Annotated in this window: 21 protein-coding genes; 10 read left to right on the forward strand and 11 right to left on the reverse strand. The window is 50.1% G+C overall.

Annotation, left to right across the window (positions count from 1 at the left end; genetic code table 11):
* Window positions 1-11 precede the first annotated feature (11 nt).
* From ACS5NO_RS26725 to ACS5NO_RS26735, 3 genes are all read left to right on the forward strand, one after another.
* Window positions 12-1,328: a dihydrolipoamide acetyltransferase family protein gene (locus ACS5NO_RS26725; RefSeq protein ID WP_439417960.1), complete on the forward strand. Its 1,317-nt coding sequence runs from the start codon at window positions 12-14 to the stop codon at window positions 1,326-1,328.
* Between the two features lie 123 nt (window positions 1,329-1,451).
* Window positions 1,452-2,069, forward strand: a complete 618-nt coding sequence (locus ACS5NO_RS26730) for a hypothetical protein (RefSeq protein ID WP_439417961.1) — start codon at window positions 1,452-1,454, stop codon at window positions 2,067-2,069.
* Window positions 2,066-2,593: a 5' nucleotidase, NT5C type gene (locus tag ACS5NO_RS26735; RefSeq protein WP_439417962.1), complete on the forward strand. Its 528-nt coding sequence runs from the start codon at window positions 2,066-2,068 to the stop codon at window positions 2,591-2,593. Before ACS5NO_RS26730 ends, ACS5NO_RS26735 begins: the two co-directional genes overlap by 4 nt.
* Window positions 2,594-2,739: 146 nt before the next feature.
* On the opposite strand, the gene ACS5NO_RS26740 is transcribed toward ACS5NO_RS26735, so the two are convergent.
* From ACS5NO_RS26740 to ACS5NO_RS26765, 6 genes are all read right to left on the reverse strand, one after another.
* Entirely contained in the window at window positions 2,740-3,552 is an 813-nt protein-coding gene (locus ACS5NO_RS26740; protein ID WP_439417963.1) for an acyl-CoA desaturase, read from the reverse strand.
* Window positions 3,553-3,677: 125 nt separating this feature from the next.
* Window positions 3,678-4,349 carry a DUF4159 domain-containing protein gene (locus ACS5NO_RS26745; protein WP_421830884.1) on the reverse strand — a complete coding sequence of 224 codons (672 nt, stop codon included), beginning with the start codon at window positions 4,347-4,349 and terminating at the stop codon, window positions 3,678-3,680.
* A gap of 2 nt (window positions 4,350-4,351) precedes the next feature.
* Window positions 4,352-5,053, reverse strand: coding sequence for a 16S rRNA (uracil(1498)-N(3))-methyltransferase (locus ACS5NO_RS26750; protein WP_439417964.1), 702 nt, complete (start codon window positions 5,051-5,053; stop codon window positions 4,352-4,354).
* A 29-nt stretch (window positions 5,054-5,082) separates the two neighbouring features.
* Complete coding sequence (locus tag ACS5NO_RS26755) at window positions 5,083-5,652, reverse strand: hypothetical protein (protein WP_439417965.1); 570 nt, start codon at window positions 5,650-5,652, stop codon at window positions 5,083-5,085.
* 93 nt (window positions 5,653-5,745) lie between these two features.
* Window positions 5,746-6,942: a M28 family metallopeptidase gene (locus ACS5NO_RS26760; RefSeq protein WP_439417966.1), complete on the reverse strand. Its 1,197-nt coding sequence runs from the start codon at window positions 6,940-6,942 to the stop codon at window positions 5,746-5,748.
* A 215-nt stretch (window positions 6,943-7,157) separates the two neighbouring features.
* Window positions 7,158-9,347 (reverse strand): glutamine synthetase III family protein, encoded by a 2,190-nt coding sequence (locus ACS5NO_RS26765; RefSeq protein ID WP_439417967.1) that lies wholly within the window; start codon window positions 9,345-9,347, stop codon window positions 7,158-7,160.
* A gap of 319 nt (window positions 9,348-9,666) precedes the next feature.
* Between ACS5NO_RS26765 and ACS5NO_RS26770 the strand changes: the two genes are divergently transcribed.
* Together ACS5NO_RS26770 and mtaB are read left to right on the forward strand one after the other, a co-directional pair.
* Entirely contained in the window at window positions 9,667-11,499 is a 1,833-nt protein-coding gene (locus tag ACS5NO_RS26770; protein ID WP_439417968.1) for an LTA synthase family protein, read from the forward strand.
* 154 nt (window positions 11,500-11,653) lie between these two features.
* Window positions 11,654-13,003 carry a tRNA (N(6)-L-threonylcarbamoyladenosine(37)-C(2))-methylthiotransferase MtaB gene (gene mtaB / locus ACS5NO_RS26775; RefSeq protein WP_439417969.1) on the forward strand — a complete coding sequence of 450 codons (1,350 nt, stop codon included), beginning with the start codon at window positions 11,654-11,656 and terminating at the stop codon, window positions 13,001-13,003.
* 220 nt (window positions 13,004-13,223) lie between these two features.
* Here the strand turns inward: mtaB and ACS5NO_RS26780 are convergent, their stop codons facing one another.
* The 3 genes from ACS5NO_RS26780 to ACS5NO_RS26790 all read right to left on the reverse strand — a co-directional run bounded on the left by ACS5NO_RS26780 (window position 13,224) and on the right by ACS5NO_RS26790 (window position 16,552).
* Window positions 13,224-14,552 (reverse strand): ammonium transporter, encoded by a 1,329-nt coding sequence (locus ACS5NO_RS26780; RefSeq protein ID WP_150874800.1) that lies wholly within the window; start codon window positions 14,550-14,552, stop codon window positions 13,224-13,226.
* 68 nt (window positions 14,553-14,620) lie between these two features.
* Window positions 14,621-15,838 (reverse strand): porin, encoded by a 1,218-nt coding sequence (locus tag ACS5NO_RS26785; protein ID WP_114406545.1) that lies wholly within the window; start codon window positions 15,836-15,838, stop codon window positions 14,621-14,623.
* A 360-nt stretch (window positions 15,839-16,198) separates the two neighbouring features.
* A complete protein-coding gene (locus ACS5NO_RS26790; protein ID WP_114406544.1) occupies window positions 16,199-16,552 on the reverse strand; it encodes a 4Fe-4S binding protein in 354 nt (117 codons plus the stop codon).
* A gap of 184 nt (window positions 16,553-16,736) precedes the next feature.
* On the opposite strand from ACS5NO_RS26790, the gene ACS5NO_RS26795 reads away from it, so the two are divergent.
* On the forward strand, window positions 16,737-17,756 hold the full coding sequence (locus tag ACS5NO_RS26795; protein WP_439417970.1) for an acyl-CoA reductase: 1,020 nt from the start codon (window positions 16,737-16,739) through the stop codon (window positions 17,754-17,756).
* 78 nt (window positions 17,757-17,834) lie between these two features.
* On the opposite strand, the gene ACS5NO_RS26800 is transcribed toward ACS5NO_RS26795, so the two are convergent.
* Window positions 17,835-18,566, reverse strand: a complete 732-nt coding sequence (locus ACS5NO_RS26800) for a hypothetical protein (RefSeq protein WP_439417971.1) — start codon at window positions 18,564-18,566, stop codon at window positions 17,835-17,837.
* A 128-nt stretch (window positions 18,567-18,694) separates the two neighbouring features.
* On the opposite strand from ACS5NO_RS26800, the gene ACS5NO_RS26805 reads away from it, so the two are divergent.
* Together ACS5NO_RS26805 and ACS5NO_RS26810 are read left to right on the forward strand one after the other, a co-directional pair.
* Window positions 18,695-19,276 carry an RNA polymerase sigma factor gene (locus ACS5NO_RS26805; RefSeq protein WP_439417972.1) on the forward strand — a complete coding sequence of 194 codons (582 nt, stop codon included), beginning with the start codon at window positions 18,695-18,697 and terminating at the stop codon, window positions 19,274-19,276.
* Entirely contained in the window at window positions 19,273-19,998 is a 726-nt protein-coding gene (locus ACS5NO_RS26810; protein ID WP_439417973.1) for a tetratricopeptide repeat protein, read from the forward strand. Before ACS5NO_RS26805 ends, ACS5NO_RS26810 begins: the two co-directional genes overlap by 4 nt.
* 27 nt (window positions 19,999-20,025) lie before the next feature.
* Here the strand turns inward: ACS5NO_RS26810 and ACS5NO_RS26815 are convergent, their stop codons facing one another.
* Window positions 20,026-20,400, reverse strand: coding sequence for a response regulator (locus ACS5NO_RS26815; protein WP_138991895.1), 375 nt, complete (start codon window positions 20,398-20,400; stop codon window positions 20,026-20,028).
* A 314-nt stretch (window positions 20,401-20,714) separates the two neighbouring features.
* On the opposite strand from ACS5NO_RS26815, the gene ACS5NO_RS26820 reads away from it, so the two are divergent.
* Together ACS5NO_RS26820 and ACS5NO_RS26825 are read left to right on the forward strand one after the other, a co-directional pair.
* On the forward strand, window positions 20,715-21,425 hold the full coding sequence (locus tag ACS5NO_RS26820) for a tetratricopeptide repeat protein (RefSeq protein WP_439417974.1): 711 nt from the start codon (window positions 20,715-20,717) through the stop codon (window positions 21,423-21,425).
* 19 nt (window positions 21,426-21,444) lie between these two features.
* The gene (locus ACS5NO_RS26825) at window positions 21,445-22,935 is read left to right on the forward strand and encodes a S8 family serine peptidase (RefSeq protein ID WP_439417975.1); all 1,491 of its coding nucleotides are present in this window, start codon (window positions 21,445-21,447) and stop codon (window positions 22,933-22,935) included.
* The last annotated feature ends 7 nt before the right edge of the window (window positions 22,936-22,942 follow it).

Here is a 22,942-nt window from a genome sequence, read left to right on the forward strand (position 1 = left end):
ACTCCCTGCCAATGGCACTTGTTGACATGGTTATGCCCAAAATGGGCGAAAGTATTGTAGAATGCACGATCATCTCCTGGCTTAAACAGCCCGGCGACCGCATTGAAGCCGACGACTCGATTCTGGAAGTGGCCACCGACAAAGTGGACACCGAGGTGCCGTCTTCTCATGCCGGTATTCTCAAAGAAATTCTGGTGAAAGATGGTGATGTCGTGGCCATTGGTAGCCCGGTGGCCCGAATTGAAGTCGAAGGGAATGCGGAGGATCTGCCGGCATCCCCAACGCCGGACTCGCCCCCATTCGGAGAAACCGACGAACAGGATGTGGCCAGCGTAGCGGCTAAACTGGAAGATGACCTATCGCAGATTTCGTCGCGCAATCCGGAAATCCGGACCGATGCCGAAACCAGTGTAGCCGAAAACAACCGTTTTTATTCGCCCCTGGTACTGAGCATAGTCAAGGCCGAAGGGATTTCTCAGGCTGAACTGGCGTCAATCAAGGGCACTGGTGCCGAAAACCGCATTACCAAAAACGATATTCTGGCGTACGTCGAAAAACGGAAAAGCGAGCCGGTTTCGACGGGTTCTTCGTTTCCAAAAGCCGCTTCCATTACCGGCCAGAACGACATCATTCAAATGGACCGGATGCGGAAGATGATCGCCGAACGGATGGTCGAATCAAAGCGGATTGCACCCCACGTATCTTCGTTTGTCGAAACCGACATGACGGTTCTGGTGCAATGGCGCGAACGAAACAAGAAGGCGTTTCAGCAACAATACGGCGAAAATATCACCTACACGCCCTTGCTGATCGAAGCTGTCGTAAAGGCCATCCGGGATTTCCCGATGATCAATGTCTCAGTAGATGGCGATACGATCATTGTTAAAAAAGCCATCAACATTGGCATGGCCGTGGCCTTGCCTAGTGGCAATCTGATTGTGCCGGTGATTCACAACGCCGATCAGTATAATCTGGTTGGACTGACCCGGAAAGTAAACGACCTGAGCCGTCGTGCGAGAGAGAATAAACTCACCGCCGACGATCTGGCCAATGGCACCTACACGGTTTCTAACATCGGCACGTTCGGCAACGTCATGGGAACGCCCATTATCGTGCAGCCACAGGTGGCCATCATGGCTTTTGGAGCCATTGAGAAAAAACCGGCAGTCATCGAAACGCCCCAGGGCGATCTGATCGGGGTTCGGCAAAAGATGTTCATTTCTCACAGCTACGACCACCGGGTGGTCGACGGCTCGCTGGGCGGGCAGTTTGTCAAGCGCGTTTCGGATTACCTGGAAGGGTTCGATCCGGACCGGAAAATTGTCTAACCGTTCATCCCGGCATTTATACCTTTCAAGACTTAAAAATGCCATACGAAGCATTTCGTACGGGTTTTGGGTCTGCCAGAGTTGTAGTTTAGGGTCATCTTACTTAAACAACATACTATACTCATGAAATTGAAACTGGTTTTTTCCGCTGTTTTTTGTAGCATTCTCAGTTTTACGACCGTTTTCGCCCAGACAAACGCACGGGTTGATAAAATTCAGGGCATTGAAACGTACGTGATGTGCGAACCACTGCGTGCCTACGAAACCGTGTTCGAAATTGCATCCGGTGCCAAAGCCGCATCCCTGTTTACCGGCGGAGTCGTGAATGAAGGGGTTTCTGAAAAAGCCGCCCAGTTTGTTCGACGGGCCAGTAAGGATGGAAAAAAAGACAACAAAGCATTCGATGCCGTCGTCATTTCGGGCTCAAAAACCGCCATCGCCGTTAAATTCAAAGAGGAAGCCGGCGCCAACAAAGGACTGGCTAAAGTCCGAAAAATTGACGGGCTGGCCGTTTACGTCATGAACGAACCGCTACTGGATTACGAAACCGTCGTCGATGCTTCCGGGGGCGTGAAAGCCAAATCCTACTTTACCGGTGGCATTGTGAACAATTCCATTGAAGAAGATATCGAACAGTTTGTTCGTCGTGTAAAAAAAGAAGCAACCGAAGCCAAGAAGCCCATCGACGCCATTGTCTATTCAAGCGGCAAAAGAGCCATTGGCATAAAATTCAAAGAATGAAACCACGTATTGCCATTGACATGGATGATGTGCTGGCGGACACCGTCGGCAAGTTTATTGCCATCTACCGCCGTGATTTCGATACAACGGCATTGCCCACCGTATTCCGGGACAATTCGTTTCATGAACTGCTGGAAAAAGACGTTTACAAACGCCTGGCGGATTATGTTCACGAACCGGGTTTCTTTGCTGACATTCCGGTTATGCCCGGAGCCATTGAAGTAACGCAGGCACTTTCCGAAAAATACGACCTGTTCGTTACGTCGGCGGCCATGGAGTTTCGCAATTCCCTTTCGGAAAAATACGACTGGCTGGATCAGCATTTCCCGCACATTCACTGGAAAAACCGGGTCTTCTGTGGTGACAAGAGCATTCTGCGGGCCGAGTTCATGATCGACGACATGCCGTATAATCTGGTCAGTTTTCAGGGGAAAGGTCTCCTGTTCGACGCTCCACACAACCGCGATAACACAATCTTCCAACGGGTACTTTCTTGGGATGAAGTGGCGAAGGAGTTATTATGAAAAAGAGTAAAGAGGTTAGACAAGAGAGTAAAGACAGTTCCACCATGATAAAGTCTTTATTCTCTGTCTAACCTCTTTCTTCTCCAACACAAAAAATGCCCGCCAGTCTGACTGGCGGGCATTTTTTGTGTTGGAGGTGTAGGCCGTTAAGCCGACATTTTTTCGTTATGTTCCACCAGACGGTCGTGACCCGTTTCAAATTCCGGGCTGGTCACTTTTGCGGGGCGCATTTTAATGATTCCCAACGCCGACAGCAGCCGGATAACCGGGTAGGTCGGATCGAGTTCAAACCAACGCGCACCGAAGTTAGCAGCATTCGGACGTTTGTGGTGGTTGTTCTGGAACAACTCGCCCATCATCAGCCAATCGAAAAACATCGAGTTTTTAGACCGGTCGTGGTTGTCGAAGTTGGCGTAACCGTATTTGTGTCCGCTCCAGTTCACAATCGCTCCGTGGATTGGTCCCATCAGAAAGTGAATCGGCAGCAGGAAGAAAAACGCCCAGTGCATATCCAAGTAAACGAAGGCGAAGATGTAGAACAAGGAATACACGGTTCCCCAGGCTACACGTGAAATCCAGGAATCACCGATTTTTTCCAGGGCATACCATTCCGGGTAGTTGCGGTCAAATTTAGCTTCAATCGGCCGAACCCGGTTCAGGACGGCATTGTATAGATCTTTCGTTTTCCACATCATCGTAAACACGTTTTTCGTGTGGTGTGGAGAGTGCGGGTCTTTGGGAGTATCACTGAACGCATGGTGCATCCGGTGCAGAACGGCGTAAGCGCGAGGACTCAAATACGAGGACCCTTGTGAGAGATAGGTCAGGAAAAAGAAAAAGCGTTCCCATACCTTGCTCATCGTGAACATTTTGTGAGCCGAATACCGGTGCAGAAAAAATGTCTGGCAGAAAAGCGATACGTACCAGTGAACAACAAAGGCAATAAGGATTATTACCACGGGATTAAATTTGTTAAAGGTGAATGGCTAAAAACCAACTTCAGTGCAATTAGATTCTACAAATCTACAACAATAACGTCGATAGTTAACCGAATAAGACAAATTTTTATTTTTTATTTATTTTCTCAAAAAGCGGTTGTCGAATACTGTAACAGGTTGGCTCCCATGCGTAAAGCTTGCTGGCGAGCCTCTTCCGGGTCATTATAGACCGATTGGTCTTCCCAGCCATTCCCCAAATCGCACTCAAAACTGTAAAAACAGATTAAACGCCCTTCCCAGATTAATCCAAATCCCTGTGGTGCCTTCCCATCGTGTTCATGTACTTTTGGCAAGCCGTTGGTGAAGTTGAATTTCTGGTGATAAACCGGATGATTGTACGGCAATTCGATAAACGACAGTTCCGGAAATACCTTTTTCATCTCGCGCCGGATGAATTTATCCAGCCCGTAATTGTCGTCGATGTGCAGAAAACCGCCCGACATCAGATACCGGCGCATGTTTTGGGCTTCGGCATCCGAAAAAACGACGTTCCCGTGGCCTGTCATATGAACGAAGGGATACGAAAATAATTCGGGGCTTCCCACTTCCACAATGTCTTCTTCCGGAAAAATATTCATCCGCAGGTTGGCATTGCAGAACTTGATCAGGTTGGGAATCGACGTTTTGTTGGCATACCAGTCGCCCCCGCCGTTGTACTTCAATTTGGCAATTTTATACGAATACTGGGCTTTCACCGACAACGTTGTCGTCAACGTGAAAAACAAAACCGTTAAAAGAAATCCAGTAAGTCGCTTCATGTTCAGGTCGTCGTATTAATTAAATGAATCGTATGACAGGCCGCCAGAGCTGCCGTTTCAGTACGCAGCCGGGTCTCCCCTAATTTAACCATTTTGAATCCATTTTCAATTGCCTGTTGAATTTCACGCTCCGAAAAATCGCCCTCGGGACCAATCAGCACCAGGGTTGTCCGTCCCGGTTTGGCGGCTTTCAACAAAGACACCGCCGGTTCATTTTCGGGAAGATGCGCAATAAACCGCTCGTCGGCACCCTGGGTTAGTACGGTTTTGAAATCCAGCACAGGATCGATCACCGGCATAAACAACTGCAGGGATTGCTTCATGGCAGCGATAGCGATCTTCTCCAGCCGGTCGGTTTTGAGCATCCGGCGTTCGGAATGCTGGCTAACGAAAAAACTAAACTGATCGACACCCAGTTCTACCGCTTTTTCCACGAGCCATTCGATTCGGTCCATATTTTTAGTCGGAGCCACGGCCAGGTGAATCCGGTAGGGCCGGGGAACTTCGCTACGCGTGTCAACAATCCGAAAAGTACACCGGCGCGGGTCGGCGTTTTCAATGACACAGTTATGACGTTTGCCGCGACCGTCGGTCACATCAATAGACGCTCCTTTGGCCAGTCGCAGCGTTTTGACGCAATGCCGGGATTCTTCTTCGCTCAGAAAAGCGTTTGTCTCCGTTTCGGGCTGGTAAAACAGATGCATAAATACGGACGAGCCGTCAAAATTTGCGCTTACTCTTCGGGTTCGTCGTTGGTAAAGGAATACATCGTCTTGTCCAGTTTCAGCGTGTTGCTGTTGAACTGAGCAATAAAGTCTTCGATGACCTCTTCCGAAATTTCTTCCACATTCAGACAGACATCCAGACTGATTCCGTATTCAAACTCGTGATCGATTTCAATGTGTTCCTGTACTTTTACCGCTTCGGTTTCCTCGATTTCCTCGATCAACTCGGTTAAGAACAACTCAATTTCCTCTTCCAGTTCCGCGTCGATCCGGTAGTCGGGTTTCCGCTCTTCTACCGGAATGTATTGGGGAAACGATTTCTTGACCTTTTCCATGGCCATTTCATACACCAGGCTGCTGTGGTGAAGCCGCAACGTATAAATAATGGCGTCGTAAATAACTTCGTTTTCCTTATGTTTGCCAACAAACTGAACGTGAACGCATTCGCCGGAATTCAGAACCTCCAGATCGTCATCTTCATCCTCTACATAGACGAATGAACTTCCTTCCTCCTGGCATTCCTCTTTCAGAAGTTGAATCGTCGCGGGTTCAAATCCCTCATTTTTATACGTCCCCATTGCAGTAATCGTTAAAATTTGCGTGTGATCGATTGGGCAAATCTACAAACCCGCCCGTAAAATTCAACATCTAAAACCGGCAGACCGTTCAATTCACAACCGCTCGGCAGTGATTTCATACGTCTGGTAATGCCGTACAAGCGTCTGAATGGCAAAATCGACCGCCGTTGGAATGGCACTGACATCTGTTACCAGCAACTGATCTTCCGGGCGGTGAATGTTGGGCATCCGGCCTTTGGCGTCCATTGCCGTCAGGGTCATCACCGGAATTTTCCGGCGCACAAACCAGACGCTGTCAAAATCGGCCGTGTGCCATCGGCCGGGTTTGACCACCCCACGGAACGGTTTTTCTTCCAGCAAACGCTCCGCCGTTTTCATCAGCTCGTTGGTGTATTCAATAACTTCAACCGTTCCGGTATGTTTAATGACCCGCAGCGACCCATTGCCCAGCGTATCGAAGTTGACCACCACCGTTCGTCCTTTGGGCCAACTGTCGATGTGTTTGTCCAGATAAGCCCGGGAGCCAATCATCCCCACTTCCTCCGCTCCGGTCAGCACCACTTCGGTTTCCAGTCCGGGCATATACAATTGCTTCAACCGTTCGGCGGTGGCGATGGCGGCCACAACCCCCGTTGCGTTATCGCTCGCTCCGTTGGTATAGCCATAAAGCCAAAATCCGAGTGTTCCGAGTAAGGCCTGGAGCACAAAATACGCAATCAGACCGTAGCGAATCCACGGCATCCAGTCGCTGTTTACGCCCAGTTGTTCAAAGAGTACCAACAGCCCGGCCCCCAGCATCAGCACCAGCGACAGAACAAGGGTGGTATGGAAACTGTTCACGGTGCCGGTTCGGTATAAGAGCGAGATCGGAGCAGTATCGTAATGCGCCATCAAAATGACTTTCATCACCGGTTTTTCCTGGTCACCGGCATACCCAAACCCGGTTTCACGCCATCGGCCAATGATATTGTGGGAGGTTACCTGGGGAGGAAGCCGGGTGACGGGCGAAAACCGCCAGTTGAAAAACAACCAGGCCAACGTTACCCAGCCCCACGTCCAGAGCACCGCCAGCCAGCCGAGCCAGGGTGCCGTCAACAACCCGGTAACGATGCCGGCGATTAGCCAGTAAATCACCGTCACATAGGTACGGGGCGTCCGGAAGGGTTCGACCGTTACGGTGGCCTGCAGTTCCCGGAGGGCCAATGACAACCGTTCAATCGCAGACGCTTCGAAAACCGTGGCCGCCCCCCGGTGTGGCAGGCGGCTTAAATCGCGCAGCAAAGTGTCCATCGAAAACGGCATTACTAGTTCGGTTAGAGGTTGGGCCTTTACTTTCTAAACGTGCAAAACCGGTTTTTTGGTTTGGCAGGCAGAAATGTAAATAAACCACTGATTGTTGTCAAAACCGATTAATAGGATTAAAAAAAAGCCTGGTGCCGTAGCAAAACAAAAGCCTGCACCAATTGGCGCAGGCTTTATGTAACGATATGGTTGGAAAATTACTATTACTTGACGAAAAGTAACTCGCGGTATTTTACCAGAGGCCAGTCTTCATCATCGATGATGAGCTCCAGCTTGTCAACTTCGTAACGAATAACGTCAAAGAAGTCTTTTACTTCCGTAGCGTATAGCTTCGCCATTTCGGCCGTATCAGTCAAATTGTTCGCCTTCTTGCGGGTTTCCGTCATTTCTTCGACGTTTTTCTTGATGGCAATGACGCGGGCCGAAATCTCCTTGATCAAGTCTTTGATCGGCTCGGCTTGGTCAGTCATGCCCAGGTCAACCAGCGCTTTGGCGGTTTCTGCCAGTTTGTTCAGGTATTTCAGCGCCGTTGAAACGATGTGATTCATCGCCAGATCACCCACTACCCGCGACTCGATCTGTACTTTTTTGATGTACTTCTCCAGTTCGATTTCGTAGCGCGATTCTACTTCGGCATGGCTCAGGACACCTACGCGCTCGAACAATTCCAGCGATTCGGGTTTCAGATATACACCCAATGCTTCCGGTGTCGATTTGATATTCGACAGACCCCGTTTGGCGGCTTCTTCAACCCACTCATCCGAATAGCCGTTTCCTTCGAACAGAATCCGTTTCGACGATTTGTAGTAGTCTTTCAGAATCTCGACGATGGCCAGTTCTTTCTTCTCACCATTGGCCAGACGGGCATCCAGTTCCTGTTTGAAAGTAACCAACTGGGCGGCAACGATCGTATTCAGAACTGTCATGGTAGACGCCGAGTTGGCACCACCACCCACGGCGCGGAATTCGAACTTGTTTCCGGTGAAAGCAAACGGCGAAGTCCGGTTCCGGTCGGTATTGTCCCGCAGCAGTGACGGAATGCGGTTGATCCCCAATTTGTAATAGACGTTATCGCCTTTGTTGACAATCACTTCCGACTTCGTTTCGAGGTCTTCCAGGGCTTTCGTCAGCGACTCGCCCAGGAACACGGATACAATAGCCGGGGGCGCTTCGTTGGCACCCAGACGGTATTCGTTACCCGCCGAGGCAATGCTGGCGCGCAGCAGATCCGCGTGATCGTGAACGGCTTTTACCACGTTGACCAGGAACGTCAGAAACCGCAGGCTTTCTTTTGGTTTCGAGCTGGGAGCCAGCAGGTTAACGCCGGTATTGGTTCCAAGCGACCAGTTGTTGTGCTTCCCGCTACCGTTGATACCGGCAAACGGTTTTTCGTGGAACAACACTTTGAAGTTGTGTCTTTCCGCCACTTTTTCCATCAAATCCATCAACAGGGCGTTGTGATCGATGGCCAGGTTTACTTCTTCAAACGTGGGCGCCACCTCGAACTGACCCGGTGCCACCTCATTGTGACGGGTCCGAACCGGCATGCCCAGTTTCATGGCTTCAAATTCAAAGTCAACCATGTAGGCATTTACCCGGGGCGGAATCGTGCCAAAATAGTGGTCTTCCAGTTGCTGACCGCGCGCCGGAGAATGTCCGAAAACACTGCGACCGGCCATTACCAAATCCGGACGGGCATAGAACAGGGCTTTATCAACAACAAAATACTCCTGCTCGACACCCAGGGTTGGGGTTACTTTGGTAACATTCCGGTCGAAATACTGACAAACTGCCGTAGCCGCTTTGTCAACTTCCAGGAGGGCTTTCAGCAAAGGCGTTTTATAATCGAGTGCTTCGCCGGTATACGATATAAATACGGAGGGAATACAAAGGGTTTTTCCACCCGCGCCGTTGTCCATCAAAAAAGCCGGCGAGCTCGGATCCCAACCGGTGTAACCGCGTGCTTCGAAGGTGTTCCGCAGACCACCACTTGGAAACGAGGATGCATCCGGTTCCTGCTGAACCAGGGCGCCCCCTTTGAATTTTTCGATGGCTTTTCCGTCCATCGTCACATCGAAGAAAGCGTCGTGTTTTTCGGCCGTTGCTCCCGTCAAAGGCTGAAACCAGTGCGTATAGTGGGTAGCCCCTTTCGCCGTTGCCCAGGCTTTCATGGCATTTGCCACTTCGTCGGCAATGTCGCGGTCGATTTTGCCGCCGGTATCGATGGCCTGGGTGATTTTCAGATATGCTTCCGGCGACAGCAGGGAACGCATAACCTCGTTGTTAAATGTGTAGGAGCCATAGTATTCCGTTACACGTTCTGCCGGAGGTGGAACAGAGAGGGCTTGCCGACTTTGTGCAATTTCGAGAGCTTTAAACCGAAAGTTTGACATATTAGGTTCGAGGTGGTTTTTGGATTAAAAACACCCAAAAATACTGATTATTTGTTGTAATTTCCAAGAAATAACATCCGTTTTAACCTATTTTTCACGAGAAATTGCTAAAAATCACAAAAATCGGTTTTTGACTATTGAAATTCCTTCATCTGAGAAAATACCTATTTCATCCAAATTTTGCATCTACCCCAGAACAAATTGCACCTACAAAAGATAAAGTAAACCACAATTCTATAACCGTTTACATAATAAGCCATTATCCCGCCCGGAATCGTATTACCTTTGCGGTCCCCTGGTCATTGTATTTACAAAAATAATGAAGAGTCGTTTGCTTATTCTCATGGCGTATTTGACGGGCTGGACTGGCTGGTTGCTGGTGAGCCGCGTTCTTTTTTTAATGTATCAACCCCAATCCAGTCAGTTGAATGCCACGGCTGTAGCCGGTGTCTTTGCCAACGGTCTGCGAATGGACCTTTCAACGGCTGGTTACCTGACCGTTATCCCCGCCCTGCTCATCACGTTGCTGCCCAACTGGCCTTCCCAGAAACTCGCGCGATCCCTGCGAATCATCACCTTCATCGAACTGATCGTCGTTTCCCTCATTACGGTTGCTGATCTTGAGGTGTTCCGCACCTGGGGTTTTCACCTGGATATCACCCCCTTACATTATTTAGCATCACCGCGGGAAGCAGCCGCATCGGTGGCGGCTTCGCCGATTTTAACACTGACTACGCTCTTTGTGGGCATGTTACTCGTGGGCAATTATTATTTTAAACGGCTGATTCACCCCCTGGTGTTTCGGCTGAAACCGGTTCGGTGGTGGATTGCGTCGCCCCTTTTGTTGGCTGCAACGACAGCCCTGGTGATTCCAATTCGGGGTGGAACCCAACTGGCTCCGATGAATGTCAGTGCCGTATATTTCTCACCGGTCGCTTTTGCTAACTATGCCGCCGTAACCCCCCAATGGAATTTTATGCATTCGGTTCTGGAACGGAATAAATACGGCAAAAACCCCTTCAATTTTCTCCCAAAAGGGCAGGCAAACCGGACACTACAAACGCTCTTTCAGCCAGTCACCAACCACCAGTCGTTGCTGAACACCCCAAAACCGAATGTCATTCTCATCGTCTGGGAAAGTTTTACGGCCAAAACCGTTGCCGGTCTGGGCGGACGGGCCGGTGTAACTCCCCAGTTTGAAAAGCTCGCCCGCGAAGGCATCCTGTTCAACCAGCTTTTCGCCAGTGGCGACCGCAGTGAAAAAGGGTTGATCGCGCTTTTGAGCGGTTTTCCGGCGCAGGCCACCGCTTCGATTATGACTTTACCGACCAAATCGGCGAAATTGCCAACGCTGGGCGAAAAATTCAAAAAAGCCAGTTATCAGACGTCGTTTTATTACGGCGGTGAAACCGAATTTGCCAACATCAAATCTTACCTCTACCACAACCAGTTTGGCCGGATCATTTCCAAACCGGATTTTAAATCCAGCGACTGGAATTCCAAATGGGGCGCCCACGACCATGTGGTGTACAGCCGGATTCTGTCGGATCTGAGCGGAGCCAAGCAACCTTTTTTTGTATCGCTGTTCACCTTAAGCAGTCACGAACCTTTCGAAGTGCCGATGCCGACGGTATTTCCCGGCACGGATGAAGAATCGTTGTTTCTGAATTCGATGTATTATGCCGACCGCAGTTTGGGCGAGTTTATCGCCCAGGCCAAAAAGCAGCCGTGGTGGGCAAACACGCTCGTTGTGATTACGGCGGATCACGGACACCGGCTACCGGTTTTGTCAACCGACCGGGTACGGGATTTTCACATTCCCATGTTGTGGCTGGGGGGCGCTTTGAAAGCCAAACCGCAGGTCATCGACCGCATCGGCTCCCAAACCGATCTGGCGACCACCTTGTTACAACAACTGAAGATGGACGCTACCGATTTTAAATGGAGCCGGGATTTGCTGAATCCGCAAAACCGACCGTTTGCATATTTTGCGTTTAACAACGGTTTTGGCGTCGTCCAACCCAATCGGCATTTGCTGTTCGACAACAACAGCCGCCAACTCATTTCTTCCAATGGCGTCATTCATAAACAGGATATCGAACTGGGGGAAGCCTACGAAGAGGAATCCTTTCAGGATTTTCTGAATAAGTAATCTTGAAAACCCCGAAACCTGTTAGGTCTTGAAGACCTAACAGGTTTCGACAGCCTTATAAACCCGTAAGGTTTTCAAAACCTTACGGGTTTCGTTCCACCAGCTTATCGGTTTGATTCGACTGTACCGAATAGTTTTGTAATTTTGCAGTCAAATGAAAAAAATTGCTTTTTATACACTCGGCTGCAAACTCAACTTCTCCGAAACCTCCACCCTGGCCCGCATCCTGGAGCAAAAGGGATATGAGCGCGTAGAATTCAATCAGAAGCCGGATATTTTTATCATCAATACCTGCTCGGTTACGGACAATGCGGACAAGAAATGCCGGAAAATTGTTCGGGAAGCACAACACATCAACCCCGATGGCTATGTGGCCATTGTGGGATGTTACGCGCAACTGAAACCGACCGAAATCGCCACCATTCCCGGTGTGGATGCGGTTTTGGGAGCTTCCGAGAAATTTCGGCTGGCCGAATTGCTGGGCGATTTTGTCAAGGAACCGTCCGGAAAAGCTGCCGTTTATAATTCGCCCATCGAAGAAGCCGTCGATTACCATGCCTCCTATTCACTCAACGACCGCACCCGCACTTTTCTGAAGGTACAGGACGGTTGCGATTACCCCTGCGCCTATTGCACCATTCCGCTCGCCCGCGGCAACAGCCGGAGCGACACGATTGCCAACGTAGTGCGGGCCGCCCGCGAAATTGCCGCCCGCAACGTGAAGGAAATTGTGTTGACGGGGGTTAACATCGGCGATTTTGGGCAGCAACCTAAAACCGGGCAGGATGCTCAGTCGAAAGAAACGTTCCTGCAACTGATTCAGGCCCTGGATGAGGTAGAAGGCATCGAACGGTTCCGGATTTCGTCCATCGAACCCAACTTGTTGACCGATGACATCATTGCGTTCGTCGCCTGCTCGAAGCGGTTTGTCCCCCATTTTCACGTTCCGCTCCAGTCGGGTTCCAATGCCGTGCTGGCGTTGATGCGCCGTCGCTACAAGCGCGAACTCTATGCCGAACGGGTGGCAAAAATCAAGGAGTTGATGCCGCATGCCTGCATCGGTGTCGATGTGATTGTGGGCCATCCCGGCGAAACGGACGAGTCTTTTTTGGAAACCTTCCACTTTCTGAACGAACTTCCAGTCTCGTATCTGCACGTTTTTACGTATTCCGAGCGCCCCAACACGCACGCCCTGAACCTAAAACCGGTGGTCAATCCGTCTAAACGGGCCGACCGTTCGAAAATGCTGCACAGCCTTTCCGACAAAAAAAGGCGGTTTTTCTACGAGCAGCAGGTCGGCCGGGAAGCCTCCGTTCTGTTTGAGGAAGACATCGAAAACGGACAGATGCTGGGCTTCACCGAAAACTACGTTCGGGTTACGGCCACCTACGATCCGCTACTCATTAACGAAACCAAACACGTTCTGTTGACGGGCCTGAACAGCGCCGGGTTAATGGAAGTGACGGAAAGCATTGCGGAACCAGCCGTCTTACATCTTCATTGAGGGATTTCTTTTAAGGGAATTATAAATGTAAAATGGTGAATGCTAAATGTAAAAGGGAAGGATCGCATCCTCAAACCCTTTTACATTTAGCATTCACCATTTTACATTTATGATTAATTCCTTTCCCCAAAAAAAGAAGGTATCCGTCAAAGACAGATACCTTCATCGAGTACAACAAAACCACAGGCAACCCCTGTGGCTCTGTCAGTATATCTTGAGACTAAGCGTCAACTAAGAATTCGTCGTGCTGGCTAACATCCAGACCCACTTTCTCGTCTTCTTCGCTAACCCGCAACGGCAGGATGGCGTTGGTGATGATCAGCAGCAGGTATGAAGCACCGAAAGCGAAAACCGATACGATTACCAGGGCCATCAGGTGGATGAAGAACAGTTTGGTATCACCGAAAGCCAGACCTTCGTCGACAACCGCTGAGTTAACACCTTTCGAAGCGAAAATACCCGTCATCAGCATCCCGACCATACCGCCTACGCCGTGGCAGGGGAACACATCCAGCGTATCATCCAGTCTTGATTTTGTACGCAGGTGAGCCACCGTATTACTAACCAGTGAAGCGACCGTTCCGATAAAGATCGACGTTGGGATCGTTACGAAACCAGCCGCCGGGGTGATGGCAACCAGACCGACAACCGCACCAATGGCGAAACCCAAACCGGATACTTTCTTGCCTTTAGCAGCATCGAACAAGACCCAGCCCAAACCAGCCGCAGCCGCAGCCGTGTTGGTGGTGGCGAAAGCCGAAGCGGCCAGGGGCGTTGCGCCTACTGCCGAACCGGCGTTGAAACCGAACCAGCCGAACCACAGTAAACCCGTACCCAACAGAACGAACGGGATGTTGGCTGGTGGGAAGTAGCTGGCTTCCATGTGTGATTTACGGCGTTTCAGGTACAAAGCACCCGCCAGAGCAGCCCAACCGGCCGACATGTGAACCACCGTACCACCGGCAAAATCCAGAACACCCAGTTTAAACAGGAAACCATCCGGGTGCCAGGTCATGTGCGCCAGGGGCGTATACACAATCAGGCTGAACAGGATCATGAACAACACATAGGATTTGAAATTCACGCGTTCTGCCATCGAACCGGTTACGAGAGCCGGGGTAATCATGGCAAATTTTAATTGAAAGAACGCAAATACGACTAGGGGAACTGTTGCTGCCAACGGCCATGGTTTGCCATCCAGTACGCCATTGAACATGAAGAAAGTGGTTGGGTTTCCGATAAAACCCCCGATGCTTTCGCCAAAAGCCAGACTAAAACCGACTACCACCCAGAGAATACTGATGACACCCATCGCAATGAAGCTTTGCAGCATCGTCGAGATGACGTTTTTGTTGTTCACCATACCTCCGTAAAAGTAGGCCAGACCAGGGGTCATCAACAAGACCAGCGCAGCGGAAACGAGCATCCAGGCCGTATCTCCCGAATTGATGCCTTCGGTGACAATTCCCTTCGGAACGGCTGGAAAAATCACACCCAATACACTGACTATCAGCAGTAGGGCAAGCGGTAAGTAAGATGGTTTTTGCATGATACTTGAACGGTTTAGTTGTACATTAGGTTGAGAAAGGTCCCGAAAGACCAGTGTGGGGTTGCGTACTAAAACTTGTAGATAAAGGCCAGTCCCAGCGTCGATTGCGAGGATTTGGTATAAGCACCGTCGCTGTCTTCAAACTGCTGGGATTCAGCCGTGTTGCTGCCACCAGGTTTGGCGTAGCTGTCGAGCCGGAATTCCGGTTTGATCAGGAGGTTACCGTCGGCAGCCGTAATGTTGCCCGTGATGGTGATGGAGTTGACACTCGTTCCTTCGCCATTGAAATTACGCAATCCGCGCGCACCATCTTTGTTGTCAAAATATTCGTAGCGGGCGCCCAGGCCAAATTTGCCGGTGAAAGCGTAGTTCGTATAAACGGCAACCCCGCTCCAGGTTGAGGTACCCGTTTTAACCGGTGCATAACCTTGAAAATCTTCTTTCTGTGAACCGATGGCGGCATTCAAACCCAGATAAAATTTCTCCGTGATCTGGTAGGTCGTCGTCAAATCGAATACAGAATACATTCCCTTTACGGCTTTTCCCGTCGAATCCGGGTTGGCTTCGTTGCTCACAATTCCATTCAGGTAGACGTTCCAGCCCGAAACCGGTGCGAAAAACAATTGACCAATGATGCCTTTCGCCTTGTTGTTGTCTCTCCAGCTATCGACGTTGTTCACAATACCCAGCATCAACGACGCTTTGTCGCTGAAAGCGTAGGTACCCTTGATACCGGTGTGGTAGAAAGGCCCGTTGTTGAACAGGTTCGATAAAGAATAATTGTAGTTGACCGGCGCATCGATTACTTCATACCCGATGTGGGTACCGAACTGACCCACCATAATCGAGAATTTGTCGGACGTCTTCCAGTTGATGTAGGCCTGCTTGATGGCAGCAAGGGACGTACCGCCCGATACGGGTCCGATCACGTTACCATAGTTACCCAGATCAGCATTCGGACCAAAGGTCAGGTCAAGTACGGCATCGACCTTGTCAGTGCTGTACCCGATTTTGGTTTGAATCAGGCCCAGGGAAATTTGACCAGCCCGCTGATCAAAAACGCGGGCCGTACCGGCAGCCCCGAGGTTGCTGCGTGATAAAGGATTATTGAGATTACCGCTGTAAAACGAATCGATGTAGCCTGAGAAAGAAAATTTACCCTTGTTTTCAGCTTCAGGCTCTGTGGCGGCTACTTCCTGCGGCTTAGAAGTAGTCGTCGTGGCGTCCTGAGCTTTGGACAATAAGATAGAAAACGAACAACATACCAGTAAAACAGTTTTTTTCATAATTTTCTTTGGTTTGTTCGAGAATTAGCTGATTAATTAAATTGACGCACAAATATTATTACTCAATACCTAATTTGCAAGTATTTGCTAAAATTTAATCCAATTTTCCTTAAAAATGGACACAAATTGCCAAAAGTCACTTAAAACTAGAGCCATATTGGGTATTTTTAAATGAAATATGCCAATATAGCATATTTTGTAAACTGACGTTATTTTGGAATAATATACAAGTTAAACCTTAACATGTCATTCAATTAATTACTCAAATAATCCTATTTTCGTTTACGATTTCAAAACTGTAGGGCAAAAAAAATCCCGGATCGGTGATCCGGGATTTTTTGGGGGTATCTGGTGAGTCAATCAGGCCGCTTCGGCATGGAGCCAGGATTTTTTGGCCAGAAGCGTATCTTCTTCTTCCACATTGTCCGGATCGGGTACACAACAGTCGACCGGACAAACGGCTGCACACTGTGGTTCCTCATGGAAACCAACACATTCCGTACATTTATCAGAAACGATGTAATAAAATTCGTCGGATACCGGGGTTTGCGGATCTTTACCGTTGACTACCGTACCATCACCAAAATCGACGACATCCAATTCGGTTCCTCCGCCCCAGGTCCATTCGACACCACCTTCGTAGATGGCCGTGTTCGGACATTCGGGTTCGCAGGCACCACAATTGATGCACTCATCTGTGATCATGATTGCCATTTGCAGGTAGAAAGTTAATGATTCGTTGGGAACGCCTTCTTCCGGGAAAGAATCGTACCTTTCGAAACGGTTGCTGGTTAATTGTGAATGTTAATTAATCAACAAATATAATTATTTAAAGTTTGACACCAAACTATAATTTAATTTTGGCCGTTCAATAGTCCGTCCAGTATCCCGAATCAGAATGAATTTAAGCGAACGCGTTGCCACTTTTGTCCAGTTGGGAAATTTCCTGAAAGAAGCCCAAAACACGTCTGAATTGCCTGAAATCGCCGAAAAAGCCTTTTATTCCAACCACTGGTTTACGCCGGAAAACAGCCTAAGAGCCCTTCTGGCCATTGCCGATGATTACCTGAATGAAGAAAAGTTATCGGCATGGATAAAAGGTTATAACGTCACAACTGAAACCCCTAAAAATGTGGGCGTTGTCATGGCAGGCAATATCCCCGCCGTCGGTTTTCATGATTTGCTGTGTGTATTGCTGAGTGGCCATCACTTGCTGGCCAAGCTAAGTACGCCCGATTTTGTACTTATCAATTATTTAATACAAAAAATCATTGAAATCAACCCCAAATTTGCGGATCGTATCCAGGTCAGCGAGCGTTTGAACCAGGCCGATGCGTTCATCGCCACCGGCAGTTCCAATTCGGCCCGGTACTTTGCGTATTATTTCTCCAAAAAACCGCACATTATCCGCCGAAACCGCTCGTCCGTCGCCATCTTGACCGGCGAAGAAACGACGGGCGACCTGGACAAACTAGGCCACGACACCCTCGACTATTTTGGTCTGGGCTGCCGCAACGTCTCCACGCTGTTCGTTCCGGAACATTATGATTTCATTCCGTTCCTGCAACGACTGGATCCGCTCGCTTTTCAATTCACGAGCCACCACAAATACAACAACAACTACGACTACAACAAATCGATTTACCTCATCAACGGTGTGCCACACTTCGACAACGGTTTTTTGCTTGTAACTGAAAACGAAGGCCTGGTCTCACCCATTTCAACCCTCTATTACCAAACCTACGCCGATCCGGAAAACCTGGCTGGGAAACTGAATGCCCTTTCCGACCGAATTCAGTGCGTGGCCTCGAAAGACGGTTTTTATCCGGGCAGCGTTCCCCTCGGCCAGACGCAGCGCCCCGGCCTGAGCGATTATGCGGACGGGGTCGATACGATGGCCTTTTTGCAAACCATCTAATTTTAGCGGTTTAACCAAAGAAAATTCCGGGAAGTCAGCGCGTCATCCCGGAATCCGATTCATTACCTATCAGAATGGTCAGTCTTTTTCCGAAATGAGCGAGTCGGTTTTTGCGCCCACCGGCAGTTCGGGTTTCATCGAAAATAAGGTCTGAGAGGGTTTGCGGCTCAATGAAACCAGATTTTCGAAACTAGGCTTTCTTTCCGACGCCTTGTAGATCTGAACCCGATAGTCACCGGCGGGCATACTGCTCAGGTTGAAACGGTAATACCGCTGGTAACTGTTGCTAAACTCCTGACAAACCGAATAGCCCTTCGAGTTGAGAATTTCGATCCGCAATCGTTCTTCGTGCGGGTTGTAAATAAACACCTTCAGGAAGGCTTCATACCCAACGGCTGCAGGCACAACCCGTGCCATGATGCCGGCGGTCGAGGCCCGGCGTTCCGCAGTCATCAGTCGCTTGCGGTCGTGGACAATTCTCGGGTCTTCGTTGTTGGTCGGCAGGCTTACCGTTTTGACGTTGGAAGATTGCAACTGATTCCGGGTCACTTCCGTCATGGTGGCATTCAAACGTCGTACGTTGTTCTTCGTCAGTTTGACCAGTTTGTTGGAATGAATTTCCTGGTGAATCAATTGCATGTCGGCATTAAAATACCGGATGGCCGTTCCGTTGGTGCGGTAATCAGTCGAGACCTCCCAATAACCGGGACGGTCGATTGGCGTAACGTCTTCGGTAGTGGACTTCGTTTGTGCGAGTAAAGTCCCAACAGAAAGCAGGCAGAGGAGTGAACCACTTAAAATTGTTTTCATGGTGTGTGCAGAAGTTTTGTTCTGACATCTTAGTCGCACACTTTCCCCACATTGGTAACATCTTGCGCAGAAAAAATTGGAAAGCGCGCTTTTTTCGGCATATTTGGTTCCAGCAGACCCTCCTACTCATGCGGTTTTTTGCTCGTCAGCCAACCGATTCAGACCTGATTGCCGGACTAGAAGCCGGTAGTGTTCAGCGCAGACAATGTGAAGATCGTCTGTACCAGAAATACGCCTATCTAATTGCCGACGGCGCCCGTAAACACCGTTTGGGGGAAGACGACTGCGCCAGTGCCTATTCCGATACGATTCTCACCGTCATCGAGAATATCCTCGCGGGTCGGTTTGAAGGACGGGCGGAACTGAAAACGTATATTTATCAGATTTTCACCAACAAGTGTATCGACCTGATTCGGAAAAAATCAACGCAGCGGGATCGGGTTCATGATGCCATTTCGCTGGATGATTCGCTGCTGCAACTGCCCGATTCGGCCCGCTCGGTGGTGCAACAACTCATTGCCCAGAGCGATGTCGAGCGGCTGCGTAAACTCATTGGTACGCTCGGTGAGAAATGCCGGGAGATGATTCTGGCCTGGGGCGAAGGGTATTCCGACGATGAAATTGCCCGGCAACTGAATTACAACACGGCGGCAGTTGCCAAAACCAGCCGGTTGCGGTGTTTGGAACGTTTGAGGGACTTATACAAATGAACGACCTGGAACGCATCGATGACTATTTTTCGGGTCGCCTGCCGGTGGAGGAACGGGCGCGGTTTAAATCGTCTCTGGAAACCGATCCCGCGCTGGCCGAAGCCGTTGCTTTCTACCTGACGGCCCGGCAAGCGGCCCAAAACGAAGCCCGCGCCGACCGGAAAGCGCGCTTTGAAACGTTGCGGGAAGAGTCAGGCCCGGTTCGTCAGTTGCCGGCTCGTGCCTGGCTCGCCATGGCAGCGAGCGCATTGCTCATTCTCGGACTGGGGGGCTACTGGCTGTTCCAGCGTCAGACGCCGTCGGCTGCTGAACTGGCCGACCAGTATATTCAGCAGAATTTCAGCCAGTTGCCTACTCAAATGAATGGGCAAACCGACAGCCTTCAAGCCGGGATTGCCCGCTATAACGAAGGGGATCTACCGGAAGCCGGGGCGATTTTCAATGATTTGCTGCAACGCAACCCCGCCGACGACCGTGCCCGAAAGCTGGCCGGACTCGTCGCGCTCCGAACCGGGCAGTACGACCAGGCCATCGACCAATTCCACCGGCTGAGTGAACGCGCCGACCTGTTTGCCAACCCCGGTCTGTTTCTGGAAGCCCTGACCCGACTCAAACGCGGACAACCCGACGATCGTCGCCAGGCAGAAACGCTGTTAAAAACCGTCATCGAGCAGAATCTGGAGGGAAAGGCGGAAGCCGAAGTGCTGATTGAAAAACTATAGAGCCGCTTTTGCCAAACGGTTTTTCGGTTATTGCGACCGGTCGTAAATCTCGCAAATGGCCCGTAGAATTCGGTCGGGTGGTCTTTTTTTGAGCAAATACCCCGAAGCCCCCGCGCAAATTCCTTCCATCACCCGTTCGTCCAGGTCATCGCTGGTCAGCAACAACACATCGACCTCCGGAAATTCGCGATGCAGTTGCCCGTTGGCAGTTTTTCCGTGCTCTACGGAGAGTTCAATATCCAGCAGAACCACCTGCGGATTCAGCCCGCGGAGTTGGTTTTCCAATTCCTGCGTATCCGCAAACGCGCCCAGCAAAACATAGCCCGCCGTGACAGCGATCTGGCTCGACAGGGCTTTTCGAAAACTACAATCTCCCTCATAAATCACAATACGAACTGCCATACATTTCCTTGGGTTGGGGTTCACTCCCTTAGTCGGCAGAAATGGTCGTATTGGAAACAAGTTTACGGTATTCGGTTTACGGTTTACGGTTTACGGTGCGGTTCTCCAGCGGGGTTAGCGCACTGTCAACCGAACATCAAATACTGAACACTGAATACCGTAAACCAAATACCGTAAACCGAATACCGTAAATCGAATACCGTAAACCGAATAACGTAAACCGAATTTTCAGACAGGATGTTAGCCTGATCCGGCAAAAAAACGACTAAGGCGAAGACGCATTCCACACCAACCAGGACGTAAATGCATCGCCCATGATGAAAGAACTGGAACGAATCGACGACTACTTTGCAGGTCGGCTGTCACCGGAAGACCGGGATCGGTTTGAAGCTACTCTGCCCCAGAATCCGGCTCTGGCCCGATCTGTGGCCTTTTACCTGCTGGCCCGCCAGACCGCTCGTCAGGAAGCCCGGCGGATGCTGAAACCGTTGCCGGTGCGCCGACTGCCGGTGCGGTTTTTGACGCTTCTGGCCGCCTGTCTGCTTCTGGTACTGGGGGTGAGCTGGTATCTGACGGTTTGGCAAAAGCCCCCGTCGGCCCGCGAAGTAGCCGATCAGTATCTCTCCAAACGGTATGGTCAACTGCCGGTTTCACTGGATGGGCAAAGCGACAGCCTGAAAACCGGTTCTCAGTTCTATAATATGGGGGAATTCAGGAAAGCGGAAACAGTTTTTGAAAGCATTCTCCAGCGGGAGCCCACGCATCCGGAAGCGTTAAAACGGGCCGGGATTGTTTCCCTGCGGCTCGGAAACTACGACCAAGCCATCGAACGGTTTCAGCGACTTGGCCAGCAAACCGATCTGTATGCCAACCCGGGTATTTTTCTGGAATCCCTCGCCCTTTTGAAGCGCGGGCAACCGATGGATAAAAACCGGGCAAAAAAGTTGTTACTAACTGTTATTCAAGGCAATTTGGAGGAAAAGGAGGAAGCTGAGCAGTTGGTAGAAACGATCAAGATCAACTAACTAAATTTTTTATAGCCCCATGCGTATTTTTACCAGCCTACTCATCCTTTCTGTGGCTCTTTGGGCCCTGCTATCCTGCGATTTGGTTCGATCGTACCCGGAATCCGGACATCTTCCCGACCAGAACATCATTCTATTTTCCTTCGTCGATAAGAAAGACGCAAAAGTTCCCATGCCGGTTGTTAAGCAAAAGGAGATGGTCGATTCAGTCAATAAAGAGCTTTTAAGCAATGGGAAAGAGACCATAAAAATCAAACACTGGTGTCCCTGTGATAGCGCCCTCGTGTTGCTGGAAGGAAAAAACCTGGACCAGTTGATTATTAGCGGAAAAGAAATGGCATCCAGTACAGGGGGGGGCAGTGGCGTCAGTGGAGAACCTCCGTATGGCATTAAATTGAATCCCGATGGGAGCCTGAACTGGCCGCAACTGGACGAACCAGGTTCTAAAAACTACCGGCTTTCAATGCCTTACGGCCCTGTTAATGAGCCGGGAAAGGTGGTTAAAGTAATACTTCCTCCCGCGAATCCAACCGATCAACCCTTCATTATCGCGATACTGGATACGGGATTCGATGGTTCACTTTACACACCTGCCTCCAATTCGTTTTGGGTCAACACGGCCGAAGTTTCCGGTGCCGATCGCGATCATAATGGATTGGTGGGTGACCAGTTTGGCTATGATTTTGTAAACAATGCCAGTTTCCCGTACGACGACAATAACCACGGAACACTGGTGACTTCGCTTATTCATGAACAGTTCAGAAACAACCCCTGGGCTGCGGGGAAGGTCCGCTTTATGCACCTCAAAACCTTTGGTGCCGACGGCCAGGGAACGCTCTTCGATAACCTCTGCGCCCTGTCGTATGCCCGCCAAATGAACGCAAAAATCATCAATGCCAGTTGGGGATTTTACAACCAGCAGGAAAGCAAATTGATGAGTCATTTCATTCAACAACTGGATATCAAAGGGATTACCCTGGTGGCAGCCGCTGGCAATAAAATTGAACGTCTGGAGAGAAACCCACTCGGGTGGCTGACGGGAATCTACCGCAATCTGGACACCAATCCTTTCTGGCCGGCGGCATTCAGTGCGACTCGTGACAATGTTATTGCCGTTACGACCATTCATTCTGACTCAAAGGAAAGCAAAGCCAATCCCACCGTTTCACCGGAGGGTCCGTTTGAAGTTTGCCCCAACCAGAACTATTCGAATCATGCGGTCAATATCGGTGTATTGAATAACCTCAACCTGAAGGCAACGGGCCCGATCATCCCGGGCTGTGAGGTGCTCGACATCACAGCCGCTAATGCAGCGACAAAATCGGGGAGTTCCTTCGCGGCTCCGGTGGTGACGGGCAAACTGGTCAACAAACTCGGACCGGACTGGACTGGTCACAAACGGGCGGGACTGTACACCAAAATGCGCACGCTTTCTCCGACAACGCTTAAAACGGATCCCAGCCTGACCAATCGGCTAAAAGATCACTACGTACTTCGCCATGAACCCTAACGAACCT

Source organism: Larkinella fluvii, assembly GCF_051857545.1.
GTDB lineage: Bacteria > Bacteroidota > Bacteroidia > Cytophagales > Spirosomataceae > Larkinella.